The organism is Prevotella sp. 20925_1_30 (assembly GCF_041433025.1).
Taxonomy (GTDB): Bacteria; Bacteroidota; Bacteroidia; order Bacteroidales; family Bacteroidaceae; genus Prevotella; species Prevotella vespertina.
In genome coordinates this window covers 36823-60251 of sequence record NZ_JAPWAR010000004.1, presented here as the reverse complement: position 1 = coordinate 60251, position 23429 = coordinate 36823, and the positions used below count along the sequence as shown (strand labels likewise).

Below are 23429 nucleotides of genomic sequence, written 5' to 3'. Positions count from 1 at the left end.
TCTATGATAGAAGCAGTTGAAGAAGAATTTAATTATCTAGATGAACGTTTTGCCGATATACAAATGTTAAGGTATCGGCTACCCGAGTTTAGCAAGCTGACACTTGATCAGAAGCAACTCATATATTGCCTTTCTAAGGCGACATTATATGGACGTGACATAACGTTTGACCAATTTGGAAAGTATAATCTCCGCATTAGAAAAATGTTGGAGACTATTTACGTATATGTTCAAAAGGATAGATTCTCTGATCAGAAAATCCTTTTTTCTGACCAGAGAGGTAATAATAATAGTCAAAGAAACAAACTTGAGGATGAGTATAATGGCTTAGAACAATATTTAAAGCAGGTTTGGTTTGCAAGCGGAATATATCATCATTATGCTTGTGACAAGTTTGCTCCTTTGTTCTCAGAGACTTTTTTGCGTGAAGTAACAATGAAGATTGATCCGAAGTTACTTCCACTTAAAGAAGGAGAAAGTGTTGAAGCAATGCTTGATGAGCTTTGCCCGATTATCTTCAACCCAACAATTCTACCCAAACGTGTTAATAAGTCGGATGGTATTGACATCGTTCGTGAGTCTGCATGTAACTTCTATGATGGTGTAGAACAGCACGAAGTTGAGGCTTTCTATGCCCAGATGAAGCTGGATGATGTTAATAAGAAGCTGTCTGTTAGTGATAGTTCGTCAGTTGAACAGACTCCAATACAGCCATATGGTGCACCCTCTTATGGGCTAAATTCAACCCTAATAAAAGAGAATGGTATTATTCGTGAAGACGTTTGGAGGCTCAATGGCAAGTATGGTGCAGCCATAGAGAAGATTGTCTATTGGTTAGAGCAAGCAAAGAAATATGCTGAAAACGACCAACAACGTCATGTGATTAGCCTGCTTATAAAGTATTATACCTCAGGAGACCTGCGTGACTTTGATGTTTATTCGATAGAGTGGCTTAAGGAGCAAGATGCTCGCATTGATTTTATCAATGGTTTCATAGAAGTCTATGGAGACCCCATGGGATTAAAAGGATCATGGGAAGGCATTGTTGAATACAAGGATCTCGATGCGACGCATCGTACACAAACAATTTCAACTAACGCCCAATGGTTTGAAGATCACTCTCCCGTCAATCCTATGTTTCGCAAGGAAAAGGTGAAGGGAGTCACTGCAAATGTTATTTGTGCAGCCATGCTTGGTGGCGATGAATACCCTGCTTCGGCTATTGGTATCAATCTTCCTAATGCCGATTGGATACGTGCAGAGTATGGATCTAAGAGTGTCACGATCTCTAATCTGACGCATGCTTATGACATGGCAGCGAAGGGTAACGGCTTTAGAGAAGAGTTTGTTATCGATAAAGATACGTGCCTATTGATGGATAAATATGCTGATATAACAGACAACTTACATACAGACTTGCACGAATGTCTTGGTCATGGAAGCGGTAGATTACTCCCTGGAACCGATCCTGATGCGCTGAAGAACTATGGAAATACCATTGAAGAAGCCCGTGCCGACCTCTTTGGTCTTTATTATATAGCTGATGATAAGCTTCTTGAACTTGGTTTGCTCGCTGACAAGGAGGCGTACAAAGCCCAATATTATGGCTATATGATGAATGGATTACTCACTCAGCAGGTACGTATCAAGCCTAGTAAACAAATCGAAGAGTCCCACATGCAGAACCGAGCTCTTATTGCTCAATGGGCAATGGAACTAGGTAAAGAGGACAAGGTTGTCGAACTCATTAAGCGTATGGATACTACAACTGGCAAGGAGAAAACCTATGTTCGTATTAATGACTATGCTGCCTTGCGTCGTATCTTTGCACAAGAACTAGCGGAGATACAGCGTATCAAGAGCGAAGGCGACTTTGAGTCAGCACGAAAACTGGTAGAACGTTATGCCATCCAATTGGATCCTAATATCCATGAAGAGGTTCTTTGTCGTTACAATCGCTTAAATATTGCTCCTTACAAAGGCTTTGTCAACCCCGTTTTGAAGCCTGTTTATAATGGGAAAGGAGATGTTGTTGATATAATAGTAGATTATTCTGAGACTTATACAGAGCAAATGCTCCGTTATTCAAGAGAATATCAAACATTATAAAAAACGTGAGGGATGAAAACAAATGATGTTTTCATCCCTTTTTTGTAGACAATATTTTCTATATAATTTATGGATAGTACTCTTAAAAGAAATGCTATCCTCTATTTGACAAGGGCGTTTCTTTGAGATAAGGAAAGGCTCTTCTCCCTATCAAGAGAGGCTCTCCTTGATGGAAGAAGAGCCTCTCCTTAATAGCTGCAGTAACTTAATTCTAAAACTGCTAACGCTTAATTATAAAGAATATGTGCCTTAATACGTTGATTATTAATAATAATTTGTATCTTTGTACATTCGTATGTGATGACATAACGACTTATAACAAAATAACAGATAAAAACTAGAAACAATGCAGAAAACAGCTCTTATCACTGGTATCACGGGGCAAGATGGTTCCTATTTGGCTGAGTTATTACTCGAGAAAGGATATGATGTTCATGGTACTATACGCCGTTCATCAGTAGACTTCCGTGAGCGTATCGCCCATTTAGAGGGGCGTCCTCATTTCCACTTACACTATGCTGACCTTGGAGACTCTATGAGTATCCTTGGCGTTATAAGTAAGGTTCGCCCCAACGAGATATATAATCTCGCCGCACAAAGCCATGTTCAAGTGAGCTTCGACTCGCCTGAGTTCACTGCAGATGTTGATGCTGTTGGTGTGTTGCGAATCTTAGAAGCAGTTCGCCAGTTGAATTTGACAGATACATGTCGTATCTATCAAGCTTCAACTTCAGAGTTATATGGTAAGGTTGAGGAGGTCCCACAGAACGAGAATACGCCTTTCCACCCTTATAGTCCATACGCTGTTGCAAAGCAATACGGCTTCTGGATAGTGAAAGAATATCGTGAGGCTTATAACATGTATTGCTGCTCTGGCATCCTTTTCAACCATGAGAGTGAACGCAGAGGAGAGACCTTTGTGACTCGAAAGATTACTCTCGCAGCAGCAAGAATAAAGCAAGGTAAACAAGAGAAACTCTATTTGGGCAACCTAAGTTCATTACGTGACTGGGGTTATGCAAAGGACTATGTTGAGTGTATGTGGCTTATCTTGCAACAGGAACAACCAGAGGACTTTGTTATCGCAACAGGCGTTCAACACAGTGTTCGTGAGTTCTGTTATTATGCTTTTAAACGTGTTGGTATCGAATTGGAGTTTAAGGGTGAAGGTATGAATGAGAAGGGTATTGACAAGGCAACTGGTAATGTCTTGATTGAAGTTAGCCCTGACTTCTATCGTCCAACAGACGTTGTTAATCTTTGGGGTGACCCAACGAAGGCTAAAGCAAAGCTAGGTTGGAATCCTAATAGTACGACCTTTGAAGAGCTAGTTAACATCATGGTTGACAATGATATGGCAAAGGTTGCATCTGAAGGAGCTGCTGAGAAGGTTAGAACGAACCTAGAAGAATATCTTGAGAAGGGTATTGTGAAATAAAGCAAGGATACGGAAGTATGAATAAAGATAGTAAGATCTATGTAGCTGGACACCATGGTTTGGTGGGTTCAGCTATATGGAATAACCTTGAAAAAAGAGGTTACAAGAATCTTGTGGGTAGGTCACATAAAGAGTTGGACTTAACCGATCAGCTTGCTGTAAAGCGATTCTTTGATGAAGAGAAACCCGATGCAGTTGTATTGGCTGCAGCCTTCGTTGGTGGTATCATGGCGAACTCTTTGTATCGTGCAGACTTCATTATGCAGAATATGAAGATGCAATGCAATGTCATAGAACAGAGCTATCTCCATGGCGTGGAGAAGTTACTTTTCTTAGGAAGTACTTGTATCTATCCTAAGAATGCACCACAACCAATGAAGGAGGATGCGCTTCTCACTTCTCCTCTTGAATATACAAATGAGGAATACGCCATCGCTAAGATAGCAGGACTAAAGATGTGCGAGAGTTACAACCTACAATATGGAACGAATTACATAGCCGTTATGCCAACCAATCTCTATGGTCCTAACGACAACTTCCACTTAGAAAACTCACATGTAATGCCAGCCATGATGCGTAAGATCTACTTGTCTAAACTCATCCACGAGGGCAACTGGAATGCTATACGCAATGACATGGACAAACGTCCCATCAACCCAACTGATCAGTTAAGGACGCTCATTGGCGAAGGAAATGTTGATGGAAAGAACGCTAAGGAACGCATTTTAAAGGCATTATCATTCTATGGTATCGAGAGCAATAAAGTGACACTCTGGGGGGATGGTAGTCCACTTCGTGAGTTCCTTTGGAGCGAAGATATGGCTGATGCCAGCGTGCATGTCCTCTTGAATGTAGACTTCAAAGACATCATCGGAATCGATAAGTATTCAAGTGTTTTCTATGGTGCTAAGATTGATGGAGCCGTCGATCGCAACAATTCAGAGGGTCGTGGAGGTGCTATCCCATCGTTAGGTGAGATTCGAAACTGCCATATCAATGTTGGTACAGGCAAAGAATTGACTATTAAAGAACTAGCGGAACTCGTAAAGAAAACCGTTCATTTCGAGGGAGAAATTGTCTGGGATGCTGATAAACCCAATGGTACTCCACGCAAACTCATCGATGTTGAGAAGCTCCATAGACTTGGTTGGACACATAAAGTAGAGATAGATCAAGGTGTAGAGAAGCTCTATGAGTGGTATCAAGAAAGCTTAAGATAATTCATTTTAACCTTTTACCATATGAAGAAGCAAGTATTATTAACAGCGGCAGTAATGTCCGTAACGAGTGTAATGGCACAGAAGATTAACTATCCGCAAGCGCCTAAAGACAACACAGTTGACACCTATTTCGGTGTAAAAGTGGCTGACCCTTATCGCCCATTAGAGAATGATAGCTCTAAAGCAACAGCCGAGTGGGTGAAGAAGGAGAATGAGGTAACACAACAGTACCTTGCTCGCATTCCTTTCCGAAGCAAACTCTTCCAACGTATGAAAGAGTTAGCTAATTACGAGAAGTTATCTGCACCTTCTTATAATAAGGCTATCGGGAAGTGGTTGTTCTATAAGAACAATGGTCTACAGAACCAAAGCGTCCTTTACGTAATGGACCATCTTGGTGATGAGAAGAACGCTCGAATCCTCCTTGACCCTAATAAGTTATCAGAGGACGGAACGGTTGCTTTGAAAAGTATTAGCTTCTCTCATAATGGTAAATATGCGGCTTATGCCATATCACGTAGTGGTAGTGACTGGGAGGAGTTCTATGTCATGAACCCGCAAACAGGCGAACTCCTTGATGATCATATCATGTGGGCTAAGTTCTCAGGTGCCGCTTGGCAGGGGGATGGATTCTACTATAGTGCCTATGACGCACCCGTTAAAGGACATGAATATAGTAATGTGAATGCAGTGCAGAAGATCTATTATCACAAGATTGGAACACCGCAGTCTGAGGATCAGTTGTTCTATCAGAACCCAGCTAATCCAATGCGTTTCTACTCCGTATCTACCAATGAGGACGAGACAATGATGTTCCTTTACGAAAGCGGTGCAGGCTCTGGTAATTGCGTATATGTACGTGATTTACGTAAACCCAATAGTCAGTTCATTCAGATGACATCGAATCTTGACTTGCAATATAGCCTTGTACAGACTATAGGTGATAAGATGTACTTCCTCACAAATGATGGTGCTCCTAAGAACCGATTGATGGTTACGGATATAGAACACCCTGGATTCAATGAGTGGAAAACGCTTGTCCCTGAAAGTAAAGATATGTTGGAAGATGTTACCTTCGTAGATGGTAAGATGATACTAAACTATATGAAGGATGCGTCCAATCATGCTTTTGTCTATGACTTAGACGGTAAGCAACTGGCTGAAATCAAGTTACCTACAGTGGGAAGTGCCGCTTTCTATGGTAAAAAAGACCGCAAGGAAGTATTCTATTCATTCTCTTCCTTCACCATTCCAAGCTCTATTTATCAGTATGATATAGCGTCAAATGAAAGCAAAGTGTACGCTACTCCGAAGGTTAAGTTTCGGTCTTCTGACTACGTAACAGAGCAAGTCTTCTATCCAAGTAAGGATGGTACACGTGTCCCACTATTCATTACTTATAAGACAGGACTCAAACGCAACGGCAAGAATCCAGTGTATCTTTATGGTTACGGAGGCTTTAACATTGCCATGCCACCCTACTTCGCATCTAACAGAATACCATTCCTTGAGAATGGAGGTATCTATGCACAATCATGCTTGAGAGGCGGTAGTGAGTATGGAGAAGAGTGGCATCTCGCTGGTACGAAACTGCATAAACAGAATGTGTTTGACGACTTTATCTCTGCTGGGGAATGGTTGATTACAAACAAATATACCAGTAAGGACTATCTCGCCATAGTGGGTGGTTCAAACGGCGGACTGCTAGTTGGCGCTTGTATGACGCAACGCCCTGACCTCTTTAAGGTATGTATTCCACAGGTGGGAGTAATGGATATGTTACGTTACCACAAGTTTACTATTGGTTGGAACTGGGCTCCTGACTATGGAACAAGTGCCGATTCAAAGGAGATGTTTGAGTATCTTCGTTCGTATTCTCCGCTTCATAACCTTCGTCCTGGCACTCATTACCCAGCCACACTCATAACAACTGCCGACCACGATGACCGTGTTGTACCTGCACACTCATTCAAGTTTGCTGCCACTTTACAAGCTTGTAATGCTGGCGACACACCTACTTTGATTCGTATTGATACTAAGGCGGGACATGGAAGTGGTAAGCCTCTATCTAAACAACTAGAGGAACAAGCCGATATCTATGGTTTCATCCTTTATAATATGGGGTTGAAGTATTAGGAGATAAACTTCAGTAGGAGTGAAAGAAGTAAAGGAGTGAATGGAGTTAAGACATCCCTTCTGTTGCTTGTAGTCGTATGAAAGCAATGCAATCAATGGCAGTATTGTCTTTACTTCATTAACTCCTATAACCTCATTAACTCCTGCAAAGCCCCCAATAAGCACTAAATATGCAAATACTACTTGCTTCGGCAAAGATAATGAATAGCACTACTTCGGTGCAAGTGCCCTTCACGCATGAACCACACTTCGGTAAGGAAGTGGGGAGAATGGCGTTAGAACTGGGCGAGATGTCCGTTGATGTCCTATCCAAGGAACTACATTGCAATGAGAAGATAGCCCTGGAAAACAAGCTACGTTATCAGGACTTCTTCAATCGGGAGGCGCTTCTTCCGGCTCTCCTAGCCTATTATGGACAGGCTTATAAGTGCTTGAAAGCACAGCAATATAGTCTCGATGACTTCCGTTTTGCCGATGATCATCTATGGATAACGAGCTTTCTTTATGGACTCTTGCGCCCCTTGGATCTCATTCATCCTTATCGTCTTGAGGGCAAAACAAAACTCACATCGAACGAAGGAAAAAATATGTTTGCATATTGGAAGCCCTTACTAACCGATATGCTCATCAATGCGGTGCAAGATGATGACGGCGTTCTTGTACACTTGGCAACGGCAGAGTTTCAGCAACTCTTCGACTGGAAGCGACTGCAAAAGGCTGTTCGTATTATCCAACCGCAGTTTATGGTAGATCAAGGTAGCCGTCTAAAGGCTGTGAGTGTATATGCCAAGAGCTGTCGAGGAGCGATGACGAGCTATATTCTTCGCAATCGTCTCGCAAAGTCAAGCGACCTCCTTTCATTTGAATATGAGGGCTTTACTTATCAAGCCAACTATGGAGATGAGGCGCACCCACACTTTATTTTAATGCAAAACGTATAATCTTTTTGCTCCAAACAATAACTTATTAATATTATGTCAATAGAAGAATTCCGCAAAGAAATACTATCAGCTCTCCTCGAAAAGACCAACACAAAGGGAGAACCACGCTTTGATGAGGCATCCGCAAAAGAGCTTCTTAATCAGTTATCAGATAATGAGTTGGAAGAAGGTATCCTATTCAATACACCCGAAGATGTGGCTGATGTACTGTCAGAAATCGGTCGGTTATAAATTAATAGAAGCCTTTTCTTTCTTATTCTAACCCACCACTAAGGACAAAAATTAGCCCTATTATAAGAAAAGGGAGTAAAAGCCAAAAGATAGAAAACAGCAGTTTCATATACCATTTAGCCCATTTTGTCTCATTAAAATGTGCTTTGACAAGTATTGATCTGTAGTTCCTCTTGTACAGCTTACTGACGAGAATGTAGAAAGAAGCCGTTAGTAAGACGAAGATAATTAGTGGAATTGTATCGCCCGAAATGCCTAATACACCATCACAAAAGCTCGGTAAGAGAAGCGCGATGACCATCATAAGAGGATAAATAACCACTGCATTCCCATCCAACCAAGGGAGTATGAAGCTTCGTCCTACATAGTAGGCGTAATCGAAAAGGTTGTATTTTATCGTCTTATCAGGAGTTTCCATTGTTTTAATCAGACATCTATTCTTTTCGACAAAGATAAAGATTTATTAGGATATAAGCCTCTTTGGCAATTTGAAATCATCCTCTTTACAAGTTGAGGAGTTCGTGCGTTGACAAGTTTACGAGTTTTTATCCTCTTGGACATAATATCCTCTATGGTCTTTGCCATTACCACAGTCCAGTCATTGAACATAGATTTAAAGAGAGAATTAACGCTTGTAAGTATTAATGTAGCACATCTTTAAACAACTTCACACGTGCTAATAACTCTCTAATATGCGTCAGTTGAGCAAAGAAGTTATGCACATCTTCGGCATTGTAACCCACTGCATATATACCTAAATGGTCTGCCAAATAGATGGAACGTTGGTTATGCCACTTCTGCGAGATGATGATAATAGAGTCAGCATGATAATCTTTTTGAATGTTACGCATAGATAAGAAGGTTCGATGACCACTACCATCCATGTGAATGATGTTGGCTGGTACGCCTCTTTCTGTGAGACATCTCTTCATTGCGGAAGGCTCATCATAACCCGTACGCTTCTCTCCGCTAATGATTAACTGCTTGTATTTATGGTGCTTATACAGCTCTACTGCAGCATTAATGCGGGCTTGGAAGAACTGATTAGGACCTCCTGTATATCGGCTTTTGGGGCTTGTTCCAAGCAAAACTGCTGTTTTCATTGCTGGAACATCTGCTGGATTATCGAAGACTCGTCCCTTAGCATTGTTATTGACAATGATGTTGCACGTTGCAATAACAGCTATGACGATTACCAGAATACCGATGATGGTATAGCTTACTTTCCGCTTCATACTGTCTGAGATATATGTTACTTGTGCAAAGATACAAATCTTTTTAGACAGACGAAACATAATGATAGAATACCTAACGAGGCTTTTTCATGACAGGGTTACTGCTTTATATCATCTTAGGGATACATCTTTGCTGAATTAAAGAATTGACTCTCTATTTGACGGAGGCGTTTCCTTGATAGGAGAAGAGCCTCTCCTTGGCGTAAGAAGGGCGTTTCTTCAATGTAAAGAGAGGCTTTCTTCAATAGGAGAAGAAGCCTCGTCCCCATCTTCTCTCCGAATGAAGAGGGGCGTGAAGACTACTATTTGCAAATGAAGGGGGCGTCAACTTCTGTGGATTCCCATGTTCCTTTAGGAACTCTGTACCCCTTTCTGGCTCCGTACCGTCCGTGTCTTAAGTGTTGAAAATGCCCCAGCAAAGAACTTCTTAATGCTTTTCAACAATAGAAGTTATCATAACTTTGGATTTATAATTATGCCTTTTGAGAGTAAGGAAAGCCATGAGACTAAACCAGTTAATAGGTTGGAACTATCGGAAGTATGGATAAATTGGATGAGAAGAAAGGTGTATTTTTTTACAAGAAAACGAAAAATTACATGATAATATTTTGAGGAATAAAATAAAAACACTAACTTTGCAACCGCATTTGAGATGGTGCTTAGTAATTCAGCTAACATACTTTTAAGGAAGGATGGGTGAGTGGCTGAAACCAGCAGTTTGCTAAACTGCCGTGCGCGTAAGCGTACCGGGGGTTCGAATCCCCCTCCTTCCGCATTACTCAGTAGCCTCAGATACAACCCTGGTCGATTCATCTAACGGTTAGGATACAAGATTCTCAATCTTGGCATAGGGGTTCGATTCCCCTATCGACTACCATCCCTTTTATTTGAGATAAGCTACTTTTCCGGTCGATTCATCTAACGGTTAGGATACAAGATTCTCAATCTTGGCATAGGGGTTCGATTCCCCTATCGACTACAAGAAGGCTCTGCTAAAAGCAGAGCCTTTGTTTGTTTTAAGGAGAATAAGTGTTCTTTTCCTATTTAAATAAGGGGTTGGTGTTTTTTTATTAGCTATTTAATCCGTCGATATCACGCTAATTTGAGGCGTAAAACTGATATTCTTTCTGCTTGAAAGAATATCTAATAATAGTCTATGTGGCTTCTAATTGCTGTTTAAACAATATCTAACAGCGGGGACAGACGCTTTCGCCTGTCCCCCATAAGATAACTTTATAAGATTCTATCAGCCTACATCAATTTCCTTCGAAAGGACTTAGATGTATAAAAGATGCTCCTTTTATTCTTGGATTGTAATCTCTCCTGCAATGGAGTGATTCATGTAGTAACGCACCTTATCAGCATCTTTATATCGTGCTTGAAGGTACATTAACTTGGTTACTGCAGCCTCAACAGTACTATCATAACCACTGATAACCCCTGCATCTTTGAGTTGGTAACCCGTATCATAGCGACTCATCTCAACCTGACCACTAATACATTGACTGATATTAACAACTATCACTCCTCGTTCCGACGCCTGTTTCAACAGCTTCATCAGCCAAGGTCGCTGTGGCGCATTGCCACTTCCATAAGAACGCATTACTATACTGCGTAATTCTGGAGCATCAAAAAGATGGTGCATAAGCCCCTCCTCCATTCCTGGAAAGAGTGAGAAGATGATCACATTATTATCTAGCTGTGTGTGTGTAACTAGTGGTTTGGAATAATCAGGGACGAGTATTCTATGCTCATCAAAGGTAAAGTTAACCCCAGCCTCGCATAGATGAGGATAGTTAAAGGAGTCGAAAGCATTGAACTCATCGGCATTTTGCTTCGTAGAACGGTTGCCCCTTAATAAGTGACCACTGAAATAGATGCATACTTCAGGCACCATTGGCGTACCATCCTTATGGTGTGCTGATGCTAATTCAATACTCGTCATCAAGTTCTCCTTACCATCAGTTCGCAACTGACCAATAGGTAGTTGAGACCCCGTAAGGATGATTGGTTTAGTCAAGTTCTCGAACATAAACGATAAAGCAGATGCAGTATAAGCCATCGTATCAGTGCCATGTAATATCACAAACCCATCATAGGCATCATAGCAATCAGATACTATCTGCACTAGTTGTGCCCAACGATGTGGAGTCATATCAGACGAGTCGATGGGGGGATCAAACTGGTAGGTATCCACCTTCGTAGGCACTAGTTTGAACTCAGGAACATTCTCTACAAGATGGCTAAAGTCTAATGGTTCTAATGCTCCTGTACGTTTGTTATGCCCCATACCGATGGTACCACCGGTATAAATGAGTAATACTTTATTCGTTCTCTTCATCGTATATTCGTTGATTAATGTATGTCATGTAGTAGAGATGAACATTTTGAAAGCACTACTTCACATTGTTACTTATATTTCAATCAGATGAAGATAATAGAAGAGGTAAAGCTCTTCTTATGCTTTCATATTGTCATTTTGCACTCGATACTGCAAAGATAAGAAAAACTTTTAAGTATTACCTCGCTTACACAACATTATATTTATAATTGAAGATAAAGTTGTGTTGAACTGCTGAATATCGACCTTCTCGGTTACAAATAAGTGTTTCTAAACTCGATATATGCCTTGAATAAGCTAGCATTGGCATCGGCTATCACCTTCACAATCTCCGCATAGATGAATAGACAAAGGAGCACTGATAAGATGAAGAGAAGGCTGAATCCAAAGAATATCCATAGGTCGCCATCCTCGTACTTCTCTTGGAACTTACGCAGACGAGAGGATGATTTCGACATAAACTCGGTGGCATTATCAGTTGCATTACGCAAAGTTTCACCTGCAAGTAATGATGCTTGGAGAGCTTTATGAGACGCTTCTGCCAGTTTCTCACGCATCTCTGCCAACTTTTCCTTCGATGGTGTGTTGAGGATATTGGTCTCAACTATAGGCAACTTTGCCGCTTTCTTCACTTCGACGGGAGTAGCATCAGCCAAGGGTAATACCGAACGGGCACGGGTGCGGAAGGCTGTCGGTGCATCGAAACGACAGGTCAATACATTACCACAATAGGGGCAACGATACTTCATTGTCCCATACTTCTCCGTCTCAGCCACAAACTCGCGGCCACATTCATTACATTTAACTGTGTACCTCATTACGCCGACAAAATTATAAAAAATACTTGAATCAAAGGACAGATTATCGATATTTTAAATCGTAGAAAGCACTTTCTTCACATTCTGTGAGGTGGCTTTCGTTATCGAGGAAAATGGTAGTAGGAATATTGGATGATATTCTTTAAGTTAGAAGGAATAGAAGTTGTGGATTCTAAATGAGAGATTACAAGCATAAAGGTTAGATGGTTTTAACATTGAATATACGGATGACACGAAGCTTGAAAGGCGCTCAGTATTCCTCACGAGGTAAGGTTATGCACTGAAGCAAATGCCCATGAACATTCAAAATGACGATTAGTTCCGTTGGAAATCATGCTTAAACAGCTGACGGCGAATAAGTCCTTTCAAATTAACCAACATAACTTGTGCATTTCAAGGAACGCCCTTTTGCATTGAAAGAGGGCGTTCCTTCAATAGGAAGAGAGCCTCCCTTTGTATCAAAGAAAGGCTCTCGTTCAATCTAACAATTATAATCTACGACTTCAAATTATAATAGGTTCTATTTGAAGTAATATTCTATTTGTTTATTACTAGGTTTTCTTATCATGGATAACACATCTTTAGTATAGATAAAACGAGCCTTCAGATAGTTCTTATTGAAGCTATTTATGTCTATAACTAGAAGCTATACCCCAGCCCAACTATGAGCCCATTAATGCCATAATGCTTAAAGGCTTGACGATAAGCAATGTCTAGTTTGAAGCCTGCCCATTGTCCTCCAACACCAAAGGTAAACGCATCTGAACCTTTGTCAGCATGCTGATAGCCAACACGTGCAGACACTATACGGTTGTAAGTGTACTCCAGACCAGTGCCAACGAGTGTTTCATGTCCGTCTTTCGGTGTGAAATAGCGATAAGAAAGTGCGTAGGTAAGAGCATGCTTAGGTGCTATTCGCACGTTCCAATCGCCTCCCATGACAAGAGAAGTGGGCAGACTTTGAGGAATGCCAGTGTTATCAAACTTCACATCTTTGCCGAAGTCCATCAATCGTGCACCCACTGTCAATGTCGTTGGAACATCCTTTGTGAGATTAAAGTCCGTTTGATATGCTGCTCCAACACTAAAGGCTAATGCGTTAGTACTCGTTTCAGCATGGCTTCGAGCATAAGTAGCAGTGGCATAAACAGCAATCTCCTTTGTTACAGGAAACGAATAACCGAGGTCGAGAGCCACGTCATAAGGCTTTATTTCTTTCGTCTCTCCCACTGCTGCTATCGGTTGTATGGTTAGTCCGCCCATATAACGTACACCCGCCATAAGTGCCGAATGATTCTTAAATTGGTATCCCGTTGCGAGGTTATATTGCATTAATCGCCCCTCATCTGTCTTTGGTTGTCCTGTAATTGACGCATCAATGGAGAACTGCTTATCGCCATAAGTGAAGGCAGCAGGGTTTGTATAAATGTGCATCTGGCTTGTGTTGCCAAGCAATGTACTACCCATTGCTTCCGTGCGAGCGTTTGGATTAGACTCGAGTACAGGTATAATCCTACTCTGTGCGGCTGTCTTCATCGTCGAACCCATAGCCAAGACGAGAAGAGCTATTGTTATCTTCTTCATAAGTTACCGATTATTTCTTTATAAATACGTGTTTACTAGTGAGGCGATCTGTCGTTAGCAAGAGGTAATAAGTACCTGGTGCAAGGCGGTCGATACCTAATGTGACCTCATGTGTTCGACTATCGGGTGTCATCGACTGATCAATGAGTTTCTGTCCATGAAGTGATGTTACGATAGCTCTGACCTTTGTGACATTACTGCGCATAAGGGCTTTGATGTAGCTATGTGCAGGATTTGGATAAATGACATGAACGTCAGGTGCATTCTTATCTGTCACTCGGACGATAGCCGAAGTGGTTGTTCGTCTACTGCCATCAATGGCTGTTATGGTGAGTTTCGTAAGTCCTTTTTGTCCTGGAGTAACGATTAACTTGGTTCCTTCTACAGCCACCTTTGCCACTTGTTCATTATTAGAAGTTACCGTGTAACGCATTGTTTTTCCGCTAGAAGCAGTGAAGACATGAGCAAGATTGACCTCGATTGCTTCCCCATTTGCGAATAGTGAGATGTCACCTATTGGACTCGTTAGTTCTGGAGTGGTATGAGGAATAACCTCATAAGCAATTGTCTGCGTTGTTTTACCACCCAGTTGATCAGTGAGTGTGATATCGAATTGATATGTACCCTGCGCCCCCACCTTAATGAGTAAGTCGAAAGTATCACCGATACGCTTTAGTTCTACGCCTTGAGGGAGTTCTGTTGTTGAGTATGTCCAACTATGCCCATCCTCATCTTTCACTGGTAATATCTTATGATAGTAAGGCTGTGTATCAAGTAAGCGAAGATTCTTCTCGATCATATCTGTGAATATAGGAGCATGGTTGAGACGCGTTTTAAAGTTCGTTGAAACCTCTTGCGAACGATTGTTGAAGCGGTCGCGAGCAACAATCTTAACGACATACTCCATGTCAGTCTCCAGTCCGGTAAACTCTTGTTGCATCTCTGTTCCGACAGACATATTATAAGAGAAACGTGTAAAAGACTGAACAGGAGTGCTCAAGTCTGACTTCTTGAAGAGTTGAATGTCATAGGCAAAGGCTGTGTGCTCATCGTTTAGAGCATCGTTATCAGCCGTCACATTCCATGTGATGTTAGCATCATAATAACCCTTTGTTGCATGTGAGGTGTAGTCGGTGACAGTGATAGTTGGAGCTTCAGGAGCCTCTGTCTCAGGGGCAGAAAGCGCATAGAGGGCATCGATATAACCGAGTCCCATCTTACCAGCTAGGTTCTCATCAGCTTTAACTTCATAGGGATTCTTGTCTTTAAGAGCACCTAGAATGCGACGGCGAAGATCCTCATTTGTGAAGTTAGGATTCGTCTTTCCAAACTTAGACACTACAAGAGCTGCAATGCCTGTAACGTGTGGTGTTGCCATAGAAGTACCTTGTGCAAAGGCATAATGAGAGTCTGATGGCAACGTAAAGTCTGTATTGGGATAGGGTCCAGTCATGCCATATTCATAGTCACTAGGCACTGTACTCAATACGCCTTGATTGACAGATCCCGTCTCAGTAGTACCGCCTGGAGCAAGTACATCTACCCATGGTCCCTTGTTCATATAGGCTGTTGGCACACCGAGACTATTGATAGCTCCAACTGCTACTACACGATTATAAGAGGCTGGAATCATATCTATGTCATATTGAGAGTCATTACCCGAAGCAAAGAAGATGAGTCCACCTTTCATATAAGCATCGGGTTTCTTCTTACCATCTTTGTCGCATCCAGCAACGTCAGTAAAGTAGTCTATGCCATCTTTTAGTAGGTCGAATTGACTCTTGAAAATGCTTTGGAAGTTCTCATTATTAAGGTACTTCTTGCGGTCGAAAGCGTATCCCCACGAGCAGTTCATTACTGATGCACCATTCTCGGCAGCAAATTCAAAGGCCTTAACAATGTACTTTGTCGTTGCAGTCTCCGTCGTTCCATCATGTCCATAGATCTCACAACTCATCAAGCGAACGCCCGAGTTGGCATCACCATTACCACCAGCAATACCGCAAACACCTATTCCGTTGTTGTTGCGGGCAGCGATGGTACCAGCCACGTGGGTACCATGAGCACCTGCAATGATATGATTTGGATCGTCTTGCCCGGTCTCTTCTGCCCAGAAGTTACGCCCATGGATGGTCTCACCAGTCTTAGGATCTTTACCTTCCCATGCCGCTCCTTCAAGGTCTTCATGTGTGAAGTCTATACCCGAATCCATTACAGCTACGACTACATGTGGGTCTCCCGTTTCTTTCTGCCAAGCAGGGAATAAATCAATATCAGCCCCAGGTTGGAACGTCATATATTGTTCTATCGTTGTGGTGTAATGCCATTGATACTTTAAATAGGGGTCACTAAAAGAGAGAGGTCCTTGTCCATCATTAGCGTCTCTAAGTCTTCTTGGATTGATAGGAGCACGTGTGGTTGGTGTATAAGTCACTTCTGAAGGAACAATCTGAACACTTCCGTGCACCTTTTCAATTGCTGGGTCACGCTTAAGTTCATTGATTACCTCGCCTACATCTTTACCCTTGTCGAACTTGACAACAAACCATCTATCTAAGCCACGAGCCCTCTTGAGGTTGGCATACTCATTCGTCATGTCAAACACTTGTTCGACTTTCACGGTTGCATCATCAAGTATTGTGGCACGAGAAACAGTCTGTGTTGCTGCGCGCGTAGTAGGTGATACGCTTGCTTTCAACTTGATATAAGCCATGCCTGGTTCCCATGGGAAGCTGTCATCGGAGGGCTTTGTAGTTGTCTGTTGATTGCTTGACTCGAGCATATCATCATTGCAGGACGTACAGAGTCCAGCGATGAGTGCCACGCTAATAAGCGATAAATATATGTTTCTAAACTTTTTCATCATGCTTAAAATCTAGTAGTTAAGGTTCTTCTTTATTAAGTCAACGTAGTGCTTACTCTTGTAGTAAGTGATGACGGTACGGCTCTCTTGTGGGCGAAGGTCTATCAGATTCTCACTGCCGCGATAGAATGTTGCGAATCCACCACTAGCCTCTCTGAATAGACTATAGCCCTTATCTTCTATTGCACGACGTGTACTAAAGGGTAGAGAATATTCATACCATGAGTAGACACCAGGCGTTCCTTGTTCCTCACGAGTGTAGAAAACGTCACCTCCCTGATAGAACACTTGACATGATCCCACTGTACCACTAAGGTCCTTATCTTGCACTAGTCCAGCATCAATATCTTCTTCCGTGATACCTTGCCAGTTGAAAAAGTAGATAACATACGCTAGTGTTCCTGGTTCATAACTCTCGTTCTCTGGCACAAATATTAAGCGTGAGTAACGACAGAGAGGATCCTCTGTTGTGGCTGTGACATTCTCTGAGTTAAACTGGTTATAATAGTCTGGCTTCATACCACGTTGGCGTTCGAATGCAACTACTTGATCGAGTTTGAAAGCCTTATTATGTAGGTAATCTGAAGGGAACACAGGGAATGTCTCAGCCTTTCCATCACTATTCAGTTTTAAACTATTAGACGTTTCCAAGTACTTCATGCAAGCGCTTCTAAAGATGCCACCAGCCATCTTGAAATTGTCAACAGAGTTGTATATTGTCAGTAAACGAGTTCTGTCTATCTCCTCATTATAATATTGTGACTCCGTATCAAGTCGTTGCTTATTACCTAGTTTGAAGTTGTTTTGTTTCAGCCAAGGCTCATACGACTCTTGTTGGAATAGTTTTCCTTTGGGTGCTTTAAGCCATGCGCAATACATATCTGTACCATAGTTCTTCTGTTGATAGAGGATGTGTGGAGCCTGTTCTCCTGGTGAATGAAATACAGTAAACACCTTCTTTTGATCCTGATGATAAGGTAAGAGCGAGTCAATCTCAAATGCTTTATCACGGAGATTATGCCTTTCTGCCTCCATTGCTATTACCTTATTGATATCGAAGTTATCGAAATCCCACACTGGTAACTGGAACTGAACAAAGCCATTCTGCATAATAGTTAGCTCGTAATGTCTATTGCCATTAGATAGGAAGAGCTTCTCACTTCGACTGGTCTGTGCCCATGGGCTATTGCGTTCGATAGCGGTGAGATTGAGTGTTAACTTGCGTTGTTTGAGATCAACGGCATAACTAAGCCAGTTGTTATTGGCTGTGTCTAATTGTTCAACTGTCCAGTTATCAGAGTTTGAAATAATCTTTAATTCAACGCCAGTATGTGCCTCGTGATTAAGAATAAGCGTACCATTACTTCCATCAACAGCGATTGTTGGCTCTGTTCCGAATTGTGTAATTGTAATCGTCTGTTTGCTCGTTGGAGTTGCAATAGTAACCTCTGTACGACGTTCGTCAGCATCATTATTAGCCGTAGCGGTTAACTCTAGAGTTGTTCCTCTTCGAATTGCTGTGAGCCAGGTATTGTGTGTGTCATTCTCAATTTGCCATTCATCACCTAAAGAAGAGACGTCTACAAGTTTCGTTTCACCCTCTTGCACAAGCGTTACTGCCGTCGATTCACCTAAGACAATGTGGTCAGTTCCTCCTAATACAAGATCTTTTTGGCATGCAACAACTAGTACAGCTATAGCCAAGCCCATCCATATTTTAAATCTCTTATACATAGTGTTTCGTTTTTAATAAAGCATTATCTATTTGTCTCCCCATCCTGGATTAGGTAAGAGATTAGTATTGATTAATGTTTCGTTCATAGGCAATGGCCATACGAACATATAGTTGTCTGGTTGAATATCAACCTTATATCCACCTGCATAGAATGCTGAAGGAACCATGTAATAATTCTCTCTTCCCTGGAAAGTACGCTTCTTTACGCCTTGTTTCCATCGTCTTAAATCCCAAAGGCGGAAGCCTTCATAAGCCAACTCACGTGCTCGTTCATTCTTTATCTCTTGATATAAAGCATCGCCAGTGAGGTCTGTTGGATCTAAACCACGCGATCTACGCAATAGGTTAAGATAGTTTTGTGCATCATTGATGTTGCCTAAGTCGTATGCAGCTTCAGCTACAATCAGATATTGTTCAGCGATACGGAAAGGCTTAGGAGCTTGATTCCCATTAGGGACATAACCACCCCAATGCGTGCTATTGAGTGTTGCGTAGTTAGGATTACCTTTGAACTTTGATATGACATAGAGCTGAGTTGAGACATTCATATCATTGACTGTCGTATGGACATACTCGAATAGAACCTGTGCACGATGGTCGTTCTCACCAGAGAATAAATCGTTGATAACTTCTCTAGTTGGTACATATGCAGGCTTGTTATAATCGCCTATCTTACTTGCATCATGTTGATTATCCCAATAGGTGGCAGTAGATAAGTCAGCCCCGTAGAAACCTGTTGTTGTTGCGATTTCATTCTCCTTGTCTACAAAAGGTTGCCATATTTGTTCTTTCCCATCATCGTAGAACCACATCTGCGCAAAGGCATCTTCACGTGCATCTACCCTATTGTTCGCATCTAATCTACCATAATAAGGCTCAATGAGAGGATATGTCCCATGGTCAATCAGTTGCTTAGCTTCGTTATAAGCCTTTGCCATGTCTCCCATATAAAGGTATACTCTTGCTCTCAGAGCCTTTACTGCATCAGCATTAATCTCAGTATTCCCGGGCTTTACTGGTACATCTTTTAATAGTGAATCAGCTTTCCCTAAATCTGCAAGAATGTGCTTATAGGTATCTGCATTAGTAGCTCTTTTCGGTTTATCAATCGATCCAGGCTCTGTTGCGAGTACAACTCCAAGATCCTTGTCAGCCGTATTCTTATCATAAATCATGCCCCAACGTAAGACTAAATTGAAGTGATAAAAGGCACGAGCAAAGTAGGCATCACCAAGAAAATGATTCCTTTGTACTTGTTCATCACTGCTCACCTCCATTTTTGGTAACAGTTTCAAGACAACGTTTGCATCGATGAGTGCTGCATAATAAGAGTGGTATAACTCCTGCAAAACGGCACTTTCTGGCTTAATAGTCCACCCATGGAACTCACCATAAAGGTTGCCGAAAGCGGCGTGTGCATTAAGCATGTCTGCTTGAGCCTCTTGTGGAATAACATACGCACCACCGAACTTTCCACGTAAAGTTGAGTATATTCCATTATCCCACTTCTTGGCATCCTGCATGTTACGATACGACTTTTCATAGTCTATGTAGTTAGCAGGATCACGATCCAAGTCGCATGCTTGCAGTGTAAACAAGAGTGCGCATGCCCAGAATAATATCTTTGTTGTTTTCATATAGATATCCATTAGTTGTATAATTATTAAAGACCTAGTTCCACGCCAACGCTCATCTGTTTAGTATTAGGGTTCACTCCATAAGAGACGTTACGGTTTACTTCTGGGTCAATACCACGGAACTTCGTAAATGTTAATAGGTTACGACCTGTGAAGAACACCTTTGCTGAACGTATAACCTTTTGCTGTCCAAGCATTCTGCGAGGTAACTCATAGCCCAGAGTGAAGTTCTTTAAGCGCATGAAAGAAGCGTTTTCCAGCATCTTCGAGTCTAAATAAGTGCTCTGGTGAGAAGGGTCACGAACCCATGCAAGAGATGGGAATTCTGTCTTATCTCCAGGTTGTTTCCAATAATCGAAAAGCCTCCTTGAGCCATTGAAGTTATCTTTCTTGTCACGAACAAAGTAATCATTCTCATAGAACTGCTTATCCATTGATATCATATGTTTGCCTATTGCAAAGAAGAAATCAGCGTTTAGATAGAAGCCTTTCCAGTATGCCGAGATACCCCAACCACCAGTGAATGGAGTGTAAGCATCAACTCCCGTGTTCTGACTCAGCGAACTTGACCACTCGTTGACCACATCTTTATCATCACGATGAGGCTTGTTTTTGTCTGCTCCAGGGCGATACCATTCAGGCACACCAGTATCAGGATTCACACCTTTATATAATGGTAAGACGAATTGAACAGGTTTTCCAACAACGTAAGAGAGCTGTCCGCCTGGTTCTTGCCATGATTGCCTACCCTCGAAGAGTTCGAGAACTTTATCCTTATTATAGTTGAGGTTCGCATTAGCAGATACTCCCCAGTCGCGTCCACGTAGGATGTCTACATTCAACTGGAGGTCGATACCCTGGTTTAGATAGCGTCCTGCATTCTCATAACGAGTAGGATAACCAGCACTACCCACCGTTAAGCCAGATGTATAAGGTAGAGGAACTTCAAAGAGCATATCGCTTGTTACACGATTATAATACTCCACATTCAAGTCTAAACGATTGAGAATACGAGTCTTCACACCTACAGTGAACTTGCTTTGATGCTCCCATCCAAGGTCGGGATTACCCAGACTTATGAAGCCTAAACTCATGTCCCCCATCTTTTGACCGACCTTTCCTGCATAAGCTGAAGTGCTATATGGAGGGATAGAAGAGTTACCTTGAGTACCATAGCTAGCCTTTACATCCAAATCATTTAACCATGCTATGTCTTGTAAGAACTTCTCTTTCTTAGCTTTCCATAATAGTCCCAATGACCAGAAAAGTCCATTTCTCTTATTCTTTCCAAAGCGTGAAGAAGCATCGTTACGTAGGACAAGATCAACGAAGTAACGCTCTGAGAAGTCATAAGACAACTGTGTGAAGAATGACAAGAAAGCGTATCCATTCGTGTCCTCACCGATGTTCTTATTCTTAGTTGCATTGTTAAGTAAATAGAGTCGATCGTCTAATATGCCCGAACCTTCAGCCGAGAAACCATCATCTTTATAGTTGGTGTATTCATGTCCGAGCAGTGTTGTCAGATGATGATCACCAAAGGTCATGTTATATGAAGCCGTATTTGTGATGGTAATATTCGATGCCATCGAGAACGAACGTTCGGAACTTCCATTGCCATAAGCACGATAATAGCTAGGAAGAGTGCGTGAACGACTATTGCCATAATCGAGTTCCAGACCTATTAAAGAGCGTAAGGTAAGGTTTTTAAGAGGTGTAATGGTGAGATTACCATTGGTAGATAAGATGAAATTATTTGTCTTCGCAGGGTTCGTTTCAATAACATGTGAAGGCGTGGCAATGTCTAATAAAGGTACACGCACTAGTTCTTTGCCTGTATTAGGGGCGTAAGGTGAGGCGAAAGGAGCATTCATTGCTGCTAGTCCACCACCCACTGCATTGTTGTTACCAAAGGGAGATACACGTGTAGCGTCATATGATACTTGGGTGTTGATATTGGCTCTTACCCAATCATTTAACTTCGCATCGAGGTTGATACGACCGAATACTTTATTATAACTAGAGCCCATTCTCAGACCATCCTGACTAAGTGCTCCACCTGAAAGATAGTATCTTACACCTGTGTTACCACCAGATACAGAGACATCAGCTGTGTACATTGGTGCTGACTGATAGATGTATTTATACCATTGAAAGTCGGTTTCTTTAAAGTATTTCTCTTTAAAGGTAGCAACCTCTTGGGGCGTATATATCCCTGTTTCCTCATAGTATCTTAGTAATTCAGGACCCGACATCAACTGGTCGAAGTAATCAGTATTAGCAAGTGAAGAAACAGCATATTGCGCACGAACATTTATACTAGGACGAGTCTCCGTGCGCCCTCGCTTCGTGGTAACATACATAACACCATTAGCAGCACGAGCACCATAAATAGAGGTTGCAGCTGCATCCTTTAGGAACTGAACACTCTCAATATCATTGGGATTCATCGCTTGTAATACAGCCATACTGACCTGCATTCCATCCATGATAACCAATAAACCCGTACCTGCGCCAAGCGACCCTTGCCCGTGAAGTGCCATCGATAAGCGTGCAGAAGGCTCACCAGAAGAGGAGAAGACTTGTAGTCCGCTCACCTTACCTTGCACGGCATCCAAGGGGTTAGCAACGGGTTTCATCTCAAGGTCTTTAGCACCAACTTTGATGACAGAAGCCGATGTGTTTGCCACCTTCCGTTCCATGTAACCAACGACAACAACGTCATTCATCATCTGTTCAGTGGGTTCCATCTTGACATTCATTTGCGGAGCTGCAATGCGTTCAACGCTGTTGTAGCCAACAAAACTGAATGTTAACTTCTCTCCACTACGCGCGTTTAGGGTGAACGAACCATCTATGTCCGACACAATACCCGACTTAGGTGCTGACTTAGGGATAATACTTACGCCTGGTAAAGCTTCCCCATTCTCATCTACAATGTTACCTTTGACTGTTATAGACTGGGCTAAGGCGGAACCTAGTCCAGCGAACAGAAACAGGATAAACATCCACGTTCTTAGTTTCATAAATGTAATTATTCAGGTTGATTATAATCTTTTCATGGCTTGAAACTGGTGTCCAGAACAAGCTCAAAAATGGTATCTAAATAAATAGTTGGTAGTTATTAGTACTCTTAAAGAG

The 23429-nt window shown here is 41.9% G+C and carries 15 protein-coding genes and 3 tRNA genes; 9 read left to right on the top strand and 9 right to left on the bottom strand.

All coding sequences use genetic code 11. The features are described 5' to 3' along the window. Nucleotides 1-3: 3 nt before the first annotated feature. The 6 genes from O3603_RS02925 (at nt 4) to O3603_RS02900 (ending at nt 8075) form a co-directional block, all read left to right on the top strand. A complete protein-coding gene (locus O3603_RS02925) occupies nt 4-2109 on the top strand; it encodes a dihydrofolate reductase (protein ID WP_371520399.1) in 2106 nt (701 codons plus the stop codon). 346 nt (nt 2110-2455) lie between these two features. Further along, entirely contained in the window at nt 2456-3547 is a 1092-nt protein-coding gene (gene gmd, locus O3603_RS02920) for a GDP-mannose 4,6-dehydratase (protein WP_009435766.1), read from the top strand. Nucleotides 3548-3564: 17 nt separating this feature from the next. After that, nucleotides 3565-4767, top strand: coding sequence for a GDP-L-fucose synthase family protein (locus tag O3603_RS02915; protein WP_371520396.1), 1203 nt, complete (start codon nt 3565-3567; stop codon nt 4765-4767). 21 nt (nt 4768-4788) lie between these two features. Next, nucleotides 4789-6903: a prolyl oligopeptidase family protein gene (locus O3603_RS02910; RefSeq protein ID WP_371520393.1), complete on the top strand. Its 2115-nt coding sequence runs from the start codon at nt 4789-4791 to the stop codon at nt 6901-6903. A gap of 170 nt (nt 6904-7073) precedes the next feature. Beyond that, complete coding sequence (locus O3603_RS02905) at nt 7074-7844, top strand: YaaA family protein (RefSeq protein ID WP_155715092.1); 771 nt, start codon at nt 7074-7076, stop codon at nt 7842-7844. A gap of 33 nt (nt 7845-7877) precedes the next feature. Further along, nucleotides 7878-8075, top strand: coding sequence for a hypothetical protein (locus O3603_RS02900; RefSeq protein WP_155715093.1), 198 nt, complete (start codon nt 7878-7880; stop codon nt 8073-8075). Between the two features lie 22 nt (nt 8076-8097). On the opposite strand, the gene O3603_RS02895 is transcribed toward O3603_RS02900, so the two are convergent. Beyond that, nucleotides 8098-8493: a hypothetical protein gene (locus O3603_RS02895; protein WP_273539323.1), complete on the bottom strand. Its 396-nt coding sequence runs from the start codon at nt 8491-8493 to the stop codon at nt 8098-8100. A 223-nt stretch (nt 8494-8716) separates the two neighbouring features. Further along, nucleotides 8717-9310, bottom strand: a complete 594-nt coding sequence (locus O3603_RS02890; RefSeq protein ID WP_155715094.1) for a vancomycin high temperature exclusion protein — start codon at nt 9308-9310, stop codon at nt 8717-8719. 686 nt (nt 9311-9996) lie between these two features. Between O3603_RS02890 and O3603_RS02885 the strand changes: the two genes are divergently transcribed. From O3603_RS02885 to O3603_RS02875, 3 genes are all read left to right on the top strand, one after another. Next, nucleotides 9997-10083, top strand: a tRNA-Ser gene (locus O3603_RS02885). Nucleotides 10084-10112: 29 nt separating this feature from the next. After that, nucleotides 10113-10187, top strand: a tRNA-Glu gene (locus O3603_RS02880). 30 nt (nt 10188-10217) lie between these two features. Beyond that, a tRNA-Glu gene (locus tag O3603_RS02875) sits at nt 10218-10289 on the top strand. A 321-nt stretch (nt 10290-10610) separates the two neighbouring features. Here O3603_RS02875 and O3603_RS02870 read toward each other — a convergent pair. From O3603_RS02870 to O3603_RS02840, 7 genes are all read right to left on the bottom strand, one after another. Next, on the bottom strand, nt 10611-11651 hold the full coding sequence (locus tag O3603_RS02870) for an asparaginase (RefSeq protein WP_009435831.1): 1041 nt from the start codon (nt 11649-11651) through the stop codon (nt 10611-10613). Between the two features lie 254 nt (nt 11652-11905). Then, nucleotides 11906-12469, bottom strand: coding sequence for a hypothetical protein (locus O3603_RS02865; protein WP_371520388.1), 564 nt, complete (start codon nt 12467-12469; stop codon nt 11906-11908). Nucleotides 12470-13108: 639 nt separating this feature from the next. Beyond that, the gene (locus tag O3603_RS02860; RefSeq protein ID WP_371520385.1) at nt 13109-14053 is read right to left on the bottom strand and encodes a PorV/PorQ family protein; all 945 of its coding nucleotides are present in this window, start codon (nt 14051-14053) and stop codon (nt 13109-13111) included. Nucleotides 14054-14063: 10 nt separating this feature from the next. Continuing rightward, nucleotides 14064-16916, bottom strand: a complete 2853-nt coding sequence (locus O3603_RS02855; protein ID WP_371520526.1) for a S8 family serine peptidase — start codon at nt 16914-16916, stop codon at nt 14064-14066. A 12-nt stretch (nt 16917-16928) separates the two neighbouring features. Further along, nucleotides 16929-18650 carry a BACON domain-containing protein gene (locus O3603_RS02850; protein WP_371520382.1) on the bottom strand — a complete coding sequence of 574 codons (1722 nt, stop codon included), beginning with the start codon at nt 18648-18650 and terminating at the stop codon, nt 16929-16931. A 27-nt stretch (nt 18651-18677) separates the two neighbouring features. Continuing rightward, entirely contained in the window at nt 18678-20300 is a 1623-nt protein-coding gene (locus O3603_RS02845) for a RagB/SusD family nutrient uptake outer membrane protein (RefSeq protein WP_371520379.1), read from the bottom strand. Between the two features lie 14 nt (nt 20301-20314). After that, entirely contained in the window at nt 20315-23314 is a 3000-nt protein-coding gene (locus O3603_RS02840) for a SusC/RagA family TonB-linked outer membrane protein (RefSeq protein WP_371520376.1), read from the bottom strand. Nucleotides 23315-23429 lie beyond the last annotated feature (115 nt).